The organism is Chryseobacterium sp. A321, assembly GCF_054489265.1.
The window spans coordinates 373,716-389,054 of sequence record NZ_JBTMWZ010000001.1 but is presented as its reverse complement, the minus strand read 5'-3'; the positions used below and the strand labels follow the sequence as shown (position 1 = coordinate 389,054).

At 42.4% G+C, this 15,339-nt stretch carries 10 protein-coding genes, 2 tRNA genes and 3 rRNA genes; 12 read left to right on the top strand and 3 right to left on the bottom strand.

The genetic code is table 11. From position 1 onward, the window contains the following. The first annotated feature begins 28 nt into the window (after positions 1-28). From ACX3PZ_RS01890 to rrf, 10 genes are all read left to right on the top strand, one after another. Positions 29-2,581 carry a BamA/OMP85 family outer membrane protein gene (locus ACX3PZ_RS01890; RefSeq protein WP_459111869.1) on the top strand — a complete coding sequence of 851 codons (2,553 nt, stop codon included), beginning with the start codon at positions 29-31 and terminating at the stop codon, positions 2,579-2,581. Between the two features lie 211 nt (positions 2,582-2,792). Continuing rightward, a complete protein-coding gene (locus tag ACX3PZ_RS01885) occupies positions 2,793-3,293 on the top strand; it encodes an OmpH/Skp family outer membrane protein (RefSeq protein WP_459082531.1) in 501 nt (166 codons plus the stop codon). Between the two features lie 60 nt (positions 3,294-3,353). Continuing rightward, complete coding sequence (locus ACX3PZ_RS01880) at positions 3,354-3,839, top strand: acyl-CoA thioesterase (protein WP_459082529.1); 486 nt, start codon at positions 3,354-3,356, stop codon at positions 3,837-3,839. After that, on the top strand, positions 3,829-4,707 hold the full coding sequence (rfbD, locus tag ACX3PZ_RS01875) for a dTDP-4-dehydrorhamnose reductase (protein WP_459111868.1): 879 nt from the start codon (positions 3,829-3,831) through the stop codon (positions 4,705-4,707). Before ACX3PZ_RS01880 ends, rfbD begins: the two co-directional genes overlap by 11 nt. Further along, positions 4,704-5,381 carry a hypothetical protein gene (locus ACX3PZ_RS01870; protein ID WP_459111867.1) on the top strand — a complete coding sequence of 226 codons (678 nt, stop codon included), beginning with the start codon at positions 4,704-4,706 and terminating at the stop codon, positions 5,379-5,381. Before rfbD ends, ACX3PZ_RS01870 begins: the two co-directional genes overlap by 4 nt. Before the next feature lie 532 nt (positions 5,382-5,913). Then, positions 5,914-7,430: ribosomal RNA gene (locus ACX3PZ_RS01865) — 16S ribosomal RNA — on the top strand. Positions 7,431-7,588: 158 nt separating this feature from the next. After that, positions 7,589-7,662: transfer RNA gene (locus ACX3PZ_RS01860), tRNA-Ile, on the top strand. Between the two features lie 13 nt (positions 7,663-7,675). Then, a tRNA-Ala gene (locus tag ACX3PZ_RS01855) sits at positions 7,676-7,749 on the top strand. 162 nt (positions 7,750-7,911) lie between these two features. Next, positions 7,912-10,658 (top strand): 23S ribosomal RNA (locus tag ACX3PZ_RS01850). A gap of 110 nt (positions 10,659-10,768) precedes the next feature. After that, a 5S ribosomal RNA gene (gene rrf, locus ACX3PZ_RS01845) occupies positions 10,769-10,876 on the top strand. The 16S, 23S and 5S rRNA genes sit together here with 2 tRNA genes alongside, the layout of an rRNA operon. A 169-nt stretch (positions 10,877-11,045) precedes the next feature. Here the strand turns inward: rrf and ACX3PZ_RS01840 are convergent. From ACX3PZ_RS01840 to ACX3PZ_RS01830, 3 genes are read right to left on the bottom strand one after another with little or no spacing between them, the layout of a single operon-like run. Then, positions 11,046-11,840, bottom strand: coding sequence for an SDR family oxidoreductase (locus ACX3PZ_RS01840; RefSeq protein ID WP_459084805.1), 795 nt, complete (start codon positions 11,838-11,840; stop codon positions 11,046-11,048). Then, the gene (locus ACX3PZ_RS01835; protein WP_459084804.1) at positions 11,833-13,077 is read right to left on the bottom strand and encodes a 3-phosphoshikimate 1-carboxyvinyltransferase; all 1,245 of its coding nucleotides are present in this window, start codon (positions 13,075-13,077) and stop codon (positions 11,833-11,835) included. Before ACX3PZ_RS01835 ends, ACX3PZ_RS01840 begins: the two co-directional genes overlap by 8 nt. Positions 13,078-13,097: 20 nt before the next feature. Continuing rightward, complete coding sequence (locus ACX3PZ_RS01830; RefSeq protein WP_459084803.1) at positions 13,098-13,424, bottom strand: nucleotide pyrophosphohydrolase; 327 nt, start codon at positions 13,422-13,424, stop codon at positions 13,098-13,100. Between the two features lie 275 nt (positions 13,425-13,699). Here ACX3PZ_RS01830 and ACX3PZ_RS01825 point away from each other — a divergent pair, with 275 nt between their 5' ends. Next, positions 13,700-13,951 (top strand): type B 50S ribosomal protein L31, encoded by a 252-nt coding sequence (locus ACX3PZ_RS01825; protein ID WP_459084802.1) that lies wholly within the window; start codon positions 13,700-13,702, stop codon positions 13,949-13,951. 157 nt (positions 13,952-14,108) lie between these two features. Continuing rightward, a complete protein-coding gene (locus ACX3PZ_RS01820; protein ID WP_459084801.1) occupies positions 14,109-15,272 on the top strand; it encodes a GlmU family protein in 1,164 nt (387 codons plus the stop codon). The last annotated feature ends 67 nt before the right edge of the window (positions 15,273-15,339 follow it).

Genomic DNA, 15,339 nt, shown 5'->3' with positions numbered 1-15,339 from the left:
AGATATAGATTAGACTTAGATTATAAAGATGAGATTAAAATTCATACCCATCATCATGTTTGCGGCTTCGGCCTATTTTTATGGCCAAGAAACACCGCCCACCAGCGGTTCGCAGGAGCAAAATACTGCGGTAGCCGAGCAAGATCAACAGGGAGTTTATTTCCTGAAGGATATCGTGATTGACGGTGTAAAAAAATACTCCCCGGCTCAGATTCTGCGTTTTACAGGACTCAATAAGAATGAGAAGGTAGAAATTCCAGGACAGCGAATCAGTTCCGCAATCAAAAGACTCTGGGAGCAGAATATTTTCTCTGTCGTAGAAGTCTATGTGGAGAATATTGAGGGAGAACAAGTGGTTCTTCGATTTAAGCTTGAAGATCTAAAAGAACTTGGAGAAGTTAAGTTTGAAGGAAAAGGGGTGACAAAGTCTAAGCAAGAAAAATTTGTAAAGGACTACAATTTGAAACCCGGCACCAAAATCACTAGTGATTTGGTTTCCTCCATCAAATCAAAAATCCCATTGGAATATGTAGGCAAGGGGTATGCCGATGCGAAATTGACGATTCAAGACAAAGTCAATGCAAGCGATCCCGAACTTGTAGACTGGACCATCGAGGTGGACAGAGGTCGTCGTATCAAAATTGCCCACATTGAATTTGAGGGTAACGATAATGTTTCCGATGCGAAATTAAGAAAGAAGGGGTTTAAAGAAACCAAGCAAAAACGATTTGGAATCGGCGGTATTCTGAAGTCTTCTAAATTCATCAAGGAAAAATACGAGGAAGACAAAGTAAATCTAATCAACTACTACCAATCCTTAGGGTTTAGAGATGCGCAAATCGTGTCCGACTCTGTTTGGAGAAACCCGAAAAATGACATTGAAGTCAATGTAAAACTAAACGAAGGAAAAAAATATTACATTGGGGACATTTCTTTCTTAGGCAATACAACGTATTCCACAGAGGTATTAGAAAAACTCCTTGGATACAAAAGCGGCGACATCTATGATGCGGTCGGATTTAATAAGAAAGTGGGCGAAGACGGCGGTGCGGAAGACGACACCGACATCAAGTCCCTTTATTTAAATAATGGTTATTTATTCTCCCAGGTTGTACCGGTGGAGAAATCGGTTGTCGGAGATTCCATTAATTTGGAAATCCGTATTAACGAAGGTGAGAAAGCTTCTTGGAACCGAGTAACATGGTCGGGTAACACGACCACCCATGACCATGTAATTTTAAGATCACTCGAAACCAAGCCAGGCGATTTGTTCTCTAAATCGATGATTAAAAGAACCTATTTCACACTTGCTGGTCTTCCGTATTTTGACCCACAACAACTCGGTCAAAACATATCTCCCAACCCACAGGATAATTCTGTGGACATGCATTGGACGGTGGTTGAGAAAGGTTCATCCCAAGTTCAGTTGCAGGCAGGATATGGAGGGAACTCCTTTATTGGAACTCTTGGGTTAACTTTCAATAACTTCTCCCTTAGAAACTTCCTCCGATTTAAAGAATTTAAACCTGTACCGCAAGGGGATGGACAAACTTTCTCGGTGCAAGCACAAGCGGGACAGTATTTCCAGAATTATGGAATTAGCTTTACAGAGCCTTGGTTATTTGGAAGTAAACCTACGGCATTGTCTGTAGGAGTTAATTACTCGAAAGTAAATTATACTGATTCCTTCGGTATGGATCAGAAATTAGGTATTTTCTCTGCAAATGCGGGACTAAATAGAAGACTTAGCTGGCCAGACGATTGGTTCTCTTTATACACAGGAGTACAGTTCCAGTCTTATAATTTTGAAAATTATCCATTCCAGTTCGGGGAAACGACCGAATACTATGGAAACGCGAAGAACTTCACGTTCAATATTGGACTTTCTAGAAATTCTGCTGGTTTTGACCCTATCTTCCCGACCACGGGATCCAATATAGAGGCGACTGTGAAGTTTACACCGCCGTACTCTTTGTTAAGCGATAAAGATTACTCAAGCATGTCTCCGGTTGAAAAATACCAGTGGATGGAGTTCTATAAAGTGAAATTGAAAGCAGATACCTACAATACGGTCATCGGGAAACTGGTTTTACGTAGTACAGCGGAAATGGGCTTTATGAATGGATACAATAAAGAATTAGGGCCACCTCCATTTGAACGTTTTTACGTAGGAGGGACTGGACTTTTTGGAGGAAGATTTGATGGACGTGAGTTAATTCCACTTCGTGGATATGAAAACGCTTCGACGACCGGATATACGCCTTCCTCTCCATATGACATTACTCCTTACGGAGGGGCGACTATTTACAGCCGATTGTCCGCGGAACTCCGTTATCCAATTTCACTAAACCAAACTGCAAAGATCTATGCACTTGGATTTGTGGAAGGAGGGAACGCATGGAATTCATGGGGTACTTTTAATCCGTTCCAGCTTAAGCGCTCTGCTGGGGTAGGAATCCGGGTTTATATGGGTGCCTTTGGTTTGATCGGATTTGACTTCGCCTATGGATTTGATTCTCCTATTGGTACAAGCGAACCTTCAGGATGGCAGACTCACTTCCTAATGAATCAGTCTCTGTAATAATACGTTACGATTTAAAGGAGGGGCAAGGCATAGTTCTTGTTTATAGAGCATAGGACTCTTAAAAAGTATCCTAATAAAAATGAAAATTAATTAGTAAAAATTATTAGATTTGCGATCTTATTTGCCGGGAATTTAACTTTTAGGCAATCGCACAATCTAAAATCAGTAGAAGTAAATAACAACAATTAAAATAATTTAACGACCTATTATGAAAAAACTAAGTGTATTATTTGCGGCCGTAATGATGGTAATGTCTGTAGGGGTAGCAAAAGCTCAGAAGATAGCTTCATTAGATGTAGCAGCAGTTTTAAATTTAATGCCAGAGAAGAAGAAAGCAGATGATCAATTACTAGCACTTCGTAACTCTAAAGGAGCTGAGCTAGAAAAGCAAGCGAAAGCAGCAGACGATCTTTTTGAGAAATACAGCAAAGAAGCGCCGACGCAGACTCAACAGATTAACGAGCAACGTAACCAGGAGCTCGCCAAATTAAGAGGAAACCTAGAGCAATTGCAACAAGCAGCTCAGAAAGATTTAATGGATAAAACCAACGTCGCATACGCTCCAATTGAGAAAAAGTTCAACGATGCCGTAACGAAAGTAGCCAAAGCCAACGGATGGGATTTCGTCTTTGATGCAAATAACTCAGGTCTAATCTACAAAGCAGGAGCGGATGCAACTGCGCTCGTTAGAAAAGAGCTAGGACTATAATTTCTAATTATTAAAACGCAAAACCATCCTTTATAAGGGTGGTTTTTTTATTTTTGTCAAATGATAAACGAGATTTCCAGCAGTGTAAAGGTTCGCTTCTCCGACTGTGACCCCATCGGGCATTTAAATAATGTCAAATATTTAGAATACATGCTTAATGCGCGAGAGGATCACGTGGAAGAATTCTACGGCTTTACCTACGAACAATATATGAAGCAAACAGGTTGTACCTGGATTGCAATACAAAATGAGATTGCCTACTTGAAAGAGGTAAAATACAATTCAAAAGTTGTGATTTCGAGTAAAACGATAGAGGTACGAGATCGAATCTCAAAAGTGGAGATCCTCATGAAGAGTGAGGATGGACAAACCATTCATAGCGTTTTATGGATTACAGTGATTTACTTTAATCTTAAAACACGAAAATCGCAGGTTCATCCACCGGAGACGAGTGAGCTTTTTCACAAGTATTTGGTAGATTTACCCCAAAAGGATTTTCAGTCAAGAACCGAATTCTTACGAAAACAAAATAAGCATGCACAATAAAAGAAAAAAAATACTGGTTGCTGGAGGACGTGGACAGCTGGGTCAATGTTTAGAAAAGCTTTCTGCGCAGTATGAACTAGAGTACAAGTTCAAGTTCTGCAGTTCCAGTGATCTTGATATTACAAACAGTTCTAGTATCGAGGAAGTATTTGAGGATTTTAAACCTCATTACTGTATTAATGCGGCTGCATACACGGCCGTAGATTTAGCGGAAAGCGAAGAGGAGAGGGCTTTTTTAATCAATGCTCAAGGAGTCGAAAATCTTGCCCTTGCTTGCAAAGAGTATGGAGTAAAGCTTATTCACATCTCAACGGATTATGTTTTTGATGGGGATACTAACCTCTCCTACGAAGAAGATAATTTCACGAGTCCACTCGGAGTCTATGGAGCATCCAAACGCGAGGGAGAAATCCTGGCGCTTGAAGCCAATCCCCGAACTGTAATCCTGCGTACTTCCTGGCTCTACTCGGAATTTAGTAAGAATTTTGTAACCACCATGTTAAATCTTTTTGAACAAAAGAAAGAACTAGGTATTGTACACGATCAATTTGGACAACCCACAAATGCTAATGATTTAGCCCAGGCGATCATGGATATTATTTCTCATAGAGAAAAAGTCTATGGGATTTTCCATTTTTCGAATTATCCAGAAACTACATGGTTTGAATTTGCCTCGAAGATTGCGCAGCTCTCGAAAAGTGAGATACAGCTTAATCGAATTGACACCTCAAATTATCCCACTCCAGCTCCCAGACCAAAACGGAGCACCATGGCACTAGATAAGATTGAGAAAGTGTATGGCATTGAAGCGAAATATTGGGACGTAAGTTTAGAAGAGACTGTTGAACTATTAACTACGAAAGAATGATAAACAAGTTCCTCTTACTTAGTTTATTCTTAGGCGCTCAATTGGGGTTTGCTCAGCAAGTCACTTTAAGCAAGGCTGAGAAAATTAGTGATCGAACGGATAAGTTCCTATATAAGGTAGATTCCTCTGAGAAAGAGAAAGTCTATTTAGGCGAGTTGGAAATTCAAGAGTATGCAATGAGCGAAACGGATCTCTTTGATAAGGTCTATAAGAAGGCAAAAAGCATCGGAGCAAATGCCTTCGAACTGAAATCCTTGGAGACGATCGATCAAAGTCCCTACAAGCTTAATAGATCTCATTACTATTTGAATCTATATGAAGTGGCAAAAAAGCCGGTGCGAGACAATAAGGTCTATTTGATTTCCTCCTCAGACAAGCCTATCAAAATTAAGATCAATAATAAAGTCGTGGTCCTAGCACCTAAATCTTATATAGAATCGGAATTAGTGCCGGGTGATATGCAAAGTATTTCCGTAGGTAGGCTCTTAGGTTCCAAAATTAATCTCTCCTATAAGGAGGGGCAGCCGGTTCAATACTTCCTTATTTTGCCTGCAGGTGTTCGCGCCAATCATGCAAGTTCAGAAGGAGGACTTAATTTTAAATCGGGAGATATAGTAAATGTAGAAAGATCATTCGCAGAATTTCTTACTACCATTTACCCGAAACAAAATTAATTTTCTCTTTTGAGACGCGGGGGAAAATAGAAATTGGCGGGCTTTGCTATATTTCGTTTTACGCCCTAGAATCTCGATTTGTTGCCTACCACAGAAAGGCTCCAAAAAAGAAGGCGAAAATGTTGAAATTTTTCTCACTCAATTTCAAAAGGTTAGCACTTCCGTTAACAATTAATTCAAATATAATTTGGAGCACAAGGAAAAACCCCTATCTTTGCAATCCGAAATCGAAAGAACGTAGGAGCGCAGAAGTAAACGAGAAGGAAGATGTAGAAGGCGATAGAGGTTAGGAGTTTGGTTTTTATTAAGGCCGTAAGGGATTAAGAAAAACTTTTTAAAAAAAAACTTCAAAAACATTTTGTCAGTTAAAAAAAAGTTTATACTTTTGCACTCGCAAATCAGATGAAACGACAGAAGTAGTTTGAGTAGCGAGAGGAATAGAAGATCATTGAAAATACAATAACAACAACCAAGTAAGGAAAAAATATAAAACCAAAGCGAAGTCAAAACTTTGAGTAGGTCAAACAAACATACAATGGAGAGTTTGATCCTGGCTCAGGATGAACGCTAGCGGGAGGCCTAACACATGCAAGCCGAGCGGTAGAATATCTTCGGATATTTGAGAGCGGCGTACGGGTGAGGAACACGTGTGCAACCTGCCTTTATCTGGGAGATAGCCTTTCGAAAGAAAGATTAATATCCCATAATATATTGAATGGCATCATTTAATATTGAAAGCTCCGGCGGATAGAGATGGGCACGCGCAAGATTAGATAGTTGGTGAGGTAACGGCTCACCAAGTCTACGATCTTTAGGGGGCCTGAGAGGGTGATCCCCCACACTGGTACTGAGACACGGACCAGACTCCTACGGGAGGCAGCAGTGAGGAATATTGGACAATGGGTGAAAGCCTGATCCAGCCATCCCGCGTGAAGGATTAAGGTCCTATGGATTGTAAACTTCTTTTATACAGGGATAAACCTCTCCTCGTGAGGAGAGCTGAAGGTACTGTATGAATAAGCACCGGCTAACTCCGTGCCAGCAGCCGCGGTAATACGGAGGGTGCAAGCGTTATCCGGATTTATTGGGTTTAAAGGGTCCGTAGGCGGACCGGTAAGTCAGTGGTGAAATCCTACAGCTCAACTGTAGAACTGCCATTGATACTGTCGGTCTTGAGTGTAGTTGAGGTAGCTGGAATGAGTAGTGTAGCGGTGAAATGCATAGATATTACTCGGAACACCAATTGCGAAGGCAGGTTACCAAGTTACAACTGACGCTGATGGACGAAAGCGTGGGGAGCGAACAGGATTAGATACCCTGGTAGTCCACGCTGTAAACGATGCTAACTCGTTTTTGGATTTTCGGATTCAGAGACCAAGCGAAAGTGATAAGTTAGCCACCTGGGGAGTACGTTCGCAAGAATGAAACTCAAAGGAATTGACGGGGGCCCGCACAAGCGGTGGATTATGTGGTTTAATTCGATGATACGCGAGGAACCTTACCAAGACTTAAATGGGAATTGACAGATTTAGAAATAGATCCTTCTTCGGACAATTTTCAAGGTGCTGCATGGTTGTCGTCAGCTCGTGCCGTGAGGTGTTAGGTTAAGTCCTGCAACGAGCGCAACCCCTGTCACTAGTTGCTAACATTTAGTTGAGGACTCTAGTGAGACTGCCTACGCAAGTAGAGAGGAAGGTGGGGATGACGTCAAATCATCACGGCCCTTACGTCTTGGGCCACACACGTAATACAATGGCCGGTACAGAGGGCAGCTACACTGCGAAGTGATGCGAATCTCGAAAGCCGGTCTCAGTTCGGATTGGAGTCTGCAACTCGACTCTATGAAGCTGGAATCGCTAGTAATCGCGCATCAGCCATGGCGCGGTGAATACGTTCCCGGGCCTTGTACACACCGCCCGTCAAGCCATGGAAGTTTGGGGTACCTGAAGTCGGTGACCGTAATAGGAGCTGCCTAGGGTAAAACAAGTAACTAGGGCTAAGTCGTAACAAGGTAGCCGTACCGGAAGGTGCGGCTGGAACATCTCATTTTAGAGACAGTACGTCAGAAATAATTTTAGAGTACTTACTCAAAAGTTTTCGCTTTGGTTTTTTTTAATTATTTGGTTGTTATTATTTTATTCATAAACCCCTAGGATTAGTATCAGGGAACAGAGAGATTAAGAGGCTTTAGGGCATCTTTATAATGAAGTCTCGTAGCTCAGCTGGTTAGAGCGCTACACTGATAATGTAGAGGTCGGCAGTTCGAGCCTGCCCGAGACTACTAATTTAAGAAGGGGGAATTAGCTCAGCTGGCTAGAGCGCCTGCCTTGCACGCAGGAGGTCAAGGGTTCGACTCCCTTATTCTCCACGGTTTTTGAGACCGAGTTTAAAAGTTACGATTGGAGCCAAAAACAACAATTGTGTACTCGGATACTCAAGAAAGCGAAATAGATCATTGACATTAACGGTAAAGACATCACAAAGAGAAAACCGAGCACTTTTGAGTGCTTTAGGAAACTAAAAAAATAGGAAAGAAATCGTTAAGGGCGTATGGCGGATGCCTAGGCTTTCAGAGGCGAAGAAGGACGTGGTAAGCTGCGAAAAGCTGCGGGGATTGGCACACACGAATTGATCCGCAGATGTCCGAATGGGGCAACCCAATACATTGAAGATGTATTACTGCGTAAGCAGAGCAAACCCGGAGAACTGAAACATCTAAGTACCCGGAGGAAAAGAAATCGAAGAGATTCCGTAAGTAGTGGCGAGCGAACGCGGATTAGCCCAAAAGTTTTTATATGTTTAATAGAACGCTTTGGAAAGAGCGGCCATAGAGGGTGATAGCCCCGTATATGAAAGGCATATTTAAATGATAAATGAGTAAGGCGGGACACGAGAAATCCTGTCTGAATATGGGGGGACCATCCTCCAAGGCTAAATACTCCTGAAAGACCGATAGTGAACAAGTACTGTGAAGGAAAGGTGAAAAGCACTTCGAATAGAAGGGTGAAAGAGAACCTGAAACCGTACGCCTACAAGCGGTCGGAGCTCACAAGTTGAGTGACGGCGTGCCTTTTGCATAATGAGCCTACGAGTTAATTTTACTAGCGAGGTTAAGGACTTAAGGTCCGGAGCCGAAGCGAAAGCGAGTCTGAATAGGGCGCATAGTTAGTAGGATTAGACGCGAAACCTTGTGATCTACCCATGGGCAGGTTGAAGCTTTGGTAACACAAAGTGGAGGACCGAACCGGTTGACGTTGAAAAGTCTTCGGATGACCTGTGGGTAGGGGTGAAAGGCCAATCAAACTGGGAGATAGCTCGTACTCCCCGAAATGCATTTAGGTGCAGCGTTGATTTTAGTTTATTAGAGGTAGAGCTACTGATTGGATGCGGGGGTTTCATCGCCTACCAATTCCTGACAAACTCCGAATGCTAATAAATGATGATCAGCAGTGAGGGCATGGGTGCTAAGGTCCATGTCCGAGAGGGAAAGAACCCGGACCAACAGCTAAGGTCCCCAAATATATGCTAAGTTGAAATAACGCGGTTGGACTGCATTGACAGCTAGGATGTTGGCTTGGAAGCAGCCATTCATTTAAAGAGTGCGTAACAGCTCACTAGTCGAGCGGTCCGGCATGGATAATAATCGGGCATAAGCATATTACCGAAGCTATGGCAGTATTTATACTGGGTAGGGGAGCATTCTATCGGCGTTGAAGCAGTACTGCGAGGTATTGTGGAGCTTATAGAAAAGAAAATGTAGGCATAAGTAACGATAATGCAGGCGAGAAACCTGCACACCGAAAGACTAAGGGTTCCTCAGCCATGCTAATCAGCTGAGGGTTAGTCGGGACCTAACGCGAACCCGAAAGGGGTAGTGGATGGACAATGGGTTAATATTCCCATACTTGCTCACACTAAAAAGGGGACGGAGTGCCGTACCTGCTGGAGACTGACGGAATAGTCAAGGCCTAGCCTTCGGGCGAAGCTGCTGCAGGGAAAGTGCTTCCAAGAAAAGCCGAAGTGAAGCAACCCGTACCAAAACCGACACAGGTAGTCGAGGAGAGAATCCTAAGGTGCTCGAGTGAGTCGTGGCTAAGGAACTAGGCAAAATAGTCTCGTAACTTCGGAAGAAGGGACGCCTCCCTCAGGGGAGGCCTCAGTAAAGAGGCCCAGGCGACTGTTTATCAAAAACACAGGACTCTGCTAAATCGAAAGATGCTGTATAGGGTCTGACACCTGCCCGGTGCTGGAAGGTTAAGGAAGGAAGTTAGCGTAAGCGAAGCTTTTAACTGAAGCCCCAGTAAACGGCGGCCGTAACTATAACGGTCCTAAGGTAGCGAAATTCCTTGTCGGGTAAGTTCCGACCTGCACGAATGGTGTAACGATCTGGGCACTGTCTCAGCCACGAGCTCGGTGAAATTGTAGTATCGGTGAAGATGCCGATTACCCGCAATGGGACGAAAAGACCCTGTGAACCTTTACTATAACTTCGTATTGACTTTGAGTAAGCAATGTGTAGGATAGGTGGGAGACTTTGAAGCTGGCACGCTAGTGTCGGTGGAGTCATTGTTGAAATACCACCCTTTGCTTACTTGGAGCCTAACATCGAAAGATGGACACTGCGTGGTGGGTAGTTTGACTGGGGTGGTCGCCTCCAAAAGAGTAACGGAGGCTTTCAAAGGTACCCTCAGCACGCTTGGTAACCGTGCGTAGAGTGTAATGGCATAAGGGTGCTTGACTGTGAGACCTACAAGTCGATCAGGTGCGAAAGCAGGACATAGTGATCCGGTGGTTCCGTATGGAAGGGCCATCGCTCATAGGATAAAAGGTACTCCGGGGATAACAGGCTAGTCTCCCCCAAGAGCTCACATCGACGGGGAGGTTCGGCACCTCGATGTCGGCTCGTCACATCCTGGGGCTGGAGAAGGTCCCAAGGGTTGGGCTGTTCGCCCATTAAAGTGGCACGCGAGCTGGGTTCAGAACGTCGTGAGACAGTTCGGTCTCTATCTATTGCGGGCGTTAGATGTTTGAGAGGGCTTGAATCTAGTACGAGAGGACCGATTTGAACAAACCTCTGGTGTATCTGTTGTGCCGCCAGGCGCACCGCAGAGTAGCTACGTTTGGTACGGATAAGCACTGAAAGCATATAAGTGCGAAACCTGCCTCAAGATGAGACATCTTTTAAGGGTCGTTGGAGATGACGACGTTGATAGGCTACAGGTGTAAAGCTGGCAACAGCATAGCCGAGTAGTACTAATTACCCGTAGATTTATAGCCTATTTGGTCACTCAAAAGTGCAAGAAAGGTTTTTTCTTTGTGAGCGTTTTTATCGCTTTAATAAGGCTGACTTCATTTATCACATATAAATGGAGACAACCTACAATATTTAGGGTGGTTTTAGCAGAGGGGCTCACCTGTTCCCATTCCGAACACAGAAGTTAAGCCCTCTAGCGCCGATGGTACTGCTAACGCGGGAGAGTAGGTCGCCGCCAGTTTTTTTTTGAATCCTCAATCACATTGTGATTGGGGATTTTTTTATGTCTTTACTTCTCGAATGGAGAAGGCAGATCCCCTTGCAAGCAAGGGATCCAATCCCTAACATCCCATACAAAACAAAAAAAGCATCCGAGATGGGATGCTTTTGTGGGTGAAATCACAGAGGTATTACTCTATTTTGTTGTATTTCCTCATAAGGGTTTCGTAGAAGTTCTGAGGCAAGAGCCATTTGAGCGGAACTCCAATTCTCTGACCTAATTTACCGAAATAGTAATGGGCCTTCCAATTTTTCTTTTGGAGTAGAGACTCTATGTACTGAGCGACTTCTAAGGTCGTACTTCCTTTGTCGACGTGTGTATTCATCAGACCATATACTTTATTGAAAAGCTCTTCGTATGGCTTTGAAACGGAGCTTTTCACCCGGGAATCCGCTATATTGGTTTGGATGTCGCCCAGATGCAGACTGCAAATTTGGACGTTCCAGGGTCGTACTTCATATCGGATAGCTTCGGTAACGCGGTCTACAGCAGCTTTTGAAGCACTGTAAAAGCCGCGAAACGGAAGTCCCATTTCAGATCCAATACTTGAGATATTAATAATTTGTCCTGTTTTTCTTTCGCGCATACTAGGAAGGACAGCGGAAATCATTTCCACGGTTCCAATTAGGTTTAAGGCGAATAGGTTTTGTATTTCATTTTTTTGTGCGTCTTCAATGGCGCCGACCATTCCCATTCCAGCGTTGTTAATCAAAACATCTACTCTTTTTTCCTTTTCTAGGATATAGGAAAGGGCAGAAGCAATTTCAGCCTTTTGGGTTATATCGGTAGGGACCGTTTGAAACTGTGGGTTTTGAATGTCTTTACGACTTAGACCATAGACGGTGTGCCCTTGTGCGGAAAGATGCTCCGCTAGGGTCTTGCCAATTCCCGTGGAACTCCCCGTGATTACGATTACTTTATTCAATGTTATTTGTTTTGATAGGTTTTGTTACGTGCTTTAAATCGCTCCAAAATTTAGGATAAGACTTTTCAACCACCATAGGATCTAAAATTTTCAGATCCCCTTGCAATAGATATGGAGCAAAACTCATGGCCATTCGATGGTCGTCATAAGTCTCGATTTCGATGGAGGAGTCCGGGGATGTGTATTCCAAGGTCTCGATCGTTTCTTCTGTCACCTTCACAATACAACCTATTTTTTTTAGTTCTTGTTGAAGGGCTAGAAGTCGGTCTGTTTCTTTTATTTTTAAAGTCTTAAGTCCCGTAAAATAAAAGGGAATTTTTAAGATCGCAGCCGTCACACAAAGCGTTTGTGCAATGTCTGGACTGTCGTTTAAATCCGCAGTAATTGCCTCAGGGTAATGGATTAGCTCTGGCAGTAGACTGATTAGGGTTTCCTGAGTGTCAGTGACTGTGTTCACGCCGAAAAACTCCCAGTAATACCTCTTTAAGGCTGAATCTCCTTGATAGGAATGGCTTTTGAAACTACGAAGCTTAATAGGCTGTCTTGCAATGGCTGCCAGGGAGTAAAAATACGATGCTGAGGACCAGTCGCTTTCTACTTCTACAAACGTAGTGTTGGATAGCTTTTCTTCCAGTTTTAAGGGTTTTATATCAATTCTATTATCGGATATCTGAACCTCTATTCCAATGTTCTTTAGAAGTCTTCTGGTGAGTAGGAGATAGGGTTTGGAGGTGATTTCTCCTTCGAGTTCAATACGGATTCCATGAATCAGTTTCGCACCAATTAACATTAGAGAGGTAATGTACTGACTTGATATATCGGAAGCAATCCGAACTTTACTCTTTTGGATTTTGCGTCCTGTTATTTTTAAAGGTGGATACCCTTCTTTCTCAACGTATTCAATTTCGGCCCCGAGTTCACGTAGCGCTTCAACTAAAGGCCCTATTGGACGCTGTTTCATGCGTGCGGAGCCCGTTAAAATTTTTACTTCGCCTTCCTGAATTGCATAATAGGAGGTTAGAAAGCGCATCGCAGTCCCTGCGTGTCCAATGTTAATCGTTTGGTCCTCACTTTGAATTGCATTCATTAAAACCTGCGTGTCTTTCGAATCCGAAAGATTTTCCATTTTTACGTTTTGGAAAAGGGCATTTAATATAATGAGGCGATTGGAAACGCTTTTTGAGCCGCAAATTTGTACGGTTTGATTGGGTGTTAATGTGGAGTGTTTAAGTAACATACGCTCTAATAAGTAATGCTTTATTTTAATTTTGGATTGTTTTGATGTCTTTGCTCATCGCGTTTTGTCTTCAAAAGCATCTTGCGATCAAAAGCATCTTGGAGATTGATACCGGTTTGATTAGCGAGACATAAAGTGACAAAAAGAACGTCCGCAAGCTCTTCGCCTAAATCTTTTTCTTGATCACTGGGCTTTTCGCTTTGTTCTCCATAACGCCGGGCTATGATTCTAGCCACTTCTCCTACTTCTTCAGTAAGGATCGCCATGTTGGTAAGTTCACTAAAATAGCGTACCCCAATAGTCTCGATCCACTGATCTACCCTAGCTTGTAATTGTGTGATTTCCAATTCTTAAACTGTTTATTTTATCCTGAATATTTTCCTGCTTTTGTAAAGTAAGTTGCCATTTTAGTGATTAAATACACGGAGGTCGACTGGTAAAATTGCAGTTAGCTTACTTTGTCTTCAAATGTAATAAAATCGGTTTACTTTTGACTTAATTTTTATTGCAAATCATTTTGTGTAATTGAAAAAAAGTCTTAATTTTGCAGTCTAAATTTTAGCAGAGGAATATCCATTACTACTTCTGAAGCAAACCTTTAATTTTTTTTAAAATTTTTATTATGAAACAAGGAATTCACCCAGAAAATTATAGACTTGTTGTTTTCAAAGATATGAGTAACGACGAGATGTTTCTTTGCAAATCAACTGCAGAAACAAAAGACACAATTGAGTTCGAAGGATCTACATACCCATTGATCAAAATGGAGATCTCTTCTACATCTCACCCATTTTATACTGGGAAAGTGAAATTGGTTGACACGGCAGGTCGTGTAGACAAATTCATGAACAAATACAAAAAGTTCGCAAAGTAAGCGGATATTTACTTTTCTTTTTACCCACTGGGAAAAAGAAGTATTTAATTAACAAAGCTGTTCCAAAAGGAGCAGCTTTTTTTGTGGTTATTTTTGGTTAGAGTAGGTAGCAATAACAGAATTATCGTATTTTTGATACCAAGATAAGACGTTATTTATGATTCAATTAGTTTTTTCAGATGCCCAATATTGGGAGGATTTTCTTCCATTGACTTATACTAGGCCAGTGGCCTCGATGCGTTGTGGTATTTATACGTTTGCTGAACGTTGGCAAAAACTTTTAGATACAGATCGAGCAAGTTATGTGACTGAAGCGTATCTCGAGGCTAAGTTCCCAGCGCCGGAAATGGTAGAGAGTTTATTTATAGTTCCTAATTTTTTACCCACTCCGAGTGTACTTGAGCAAATCCGATCTTTGAGTTTGGGAGAAGCACTTGTTTATAAAAATGAACTTCTAGTGGCCAGAGTGAATATGAAGGATTTCTCTTTGAGCCAAATTGAGAAGATGACGGATATTACAGAAGATCTTTTGTTTTACTCGCAGCCGACGGATTTGTTTACCTTTAATAAGGAGGCCATCGATTTCGATTTTGAGCTTGTCACCAAGGGAAGAACCTCCGCACCTCTTTCTGAGACTTGTGGGTTTCTTGGAGATCCAAAGGATCTGTTTATTGAACCGGGTGCCGAGTTAGAGTTTGCAACATTAAATACAAGAAGCGGTAAAATTTATATTGGGAAGGATGCGGAAGTAATGGAAGGTTGTCATTTGCGCGGGCCTATTGTTTTGGGAGATCATTCTAAATTCAATTTAGGGGCAAAAGTGTATGGAGCCACTACGATTGGTCCTCATTGCAAAGTAGGAGGGGAAATTAATAATATCATTATTTTTGGCTACTCAAACAAAGGTCACGACGGTTTTGTCGGAAACTCTGTGATTGGCGAATGGTGTAATTTAGGAGCCGATACAAATTCCTCCAATTTAAAGAACAATTATGCGGAAGTGAAACTCTGGAGCTACCGAACCAAGCGCTTCGAAGGGACCGGACTTCAATTTGCGGGTCTTATCATGGCGGATCATTCAAAAACGGCAATTAATACGCAGCTAAATACAGGAACGGTTGTAGGCGTAGGGGCTAATATTTTTAAAAGTGGTTTCCCACCCAATTTAGTGGAGCATTTTTCCTGGGGTGGAATGAAAGGAGATCCTAAGTTTAGAATAGAAAAGGCCTACGAAGTAGCAGAGAAAGCAATGTCAAGACGAAAAATTCCTCTTTTGGAGAGCGACAAAGCAATTCTAAAATATGTATACGAGCAGCAGTAGAAGCGACTCTAGGAAACTAAATAATAAAATCCGTCTTTTTTTGACGGATTTTTTCGATTCGATGTAA

Coding starts and splice junctions, on each gene's coding strand:
- ACX3PZ_RS01870 (WP_459111867.1), top strand. CDS start 4,704: ATGATAAACAAGTTCCTCTTACTTAGTTTATTCTTAGGCGCTCAATTG.
- ACX3PZ_RS01880 (WP_459082529.1), top strand. CDS start 3,354: ATGATAAACGAGATTTCCAGCAGTGTAAAGGTTCGCTTCTCCGACTGT.
- ACX3PZ_RS01835 (WP_459084804.1), bottom strand. CDS start 13,077: ATGTTACTTAAACACTCCACATTAACACCCAATCAAACCGTACAAATT.
- ACX3PZ_RS01825 (WP_459084802.1), top strand. CDS start 13,700: ATGAAACAAGGAATTCACCCAGAAAATTATAGACTTGTTGTTTTCAAA.
- ACX3PZ_RS01890 (WP_459111869.1), top strand. CDS start 29: ATGAGATTAAAATTCATACCCATCATCATGTTTGCGGCTTCGGCCTAT.
- rfbD (WP_459111868.1), top strand. CDS start 3,829: ATGCACAATAAAAGAAAAAAAATACTGGTTGCTGGAGGACGTGGACAG.
- ACX3PZ_RS01885 (WP_459082531.1), top strand. CDS start 2,793: ATGAAAAAACTAAGTGTATTATTTGCGGCCGTAATGATGGTAATGTCT.
- ACX3PZ_RS01820 (WP_459084801.1), top strand. CDS start 14,109: ATGATTCAATTAGTTTTTTCAGATGCCCAATATTGGGAGGATTTTCTT.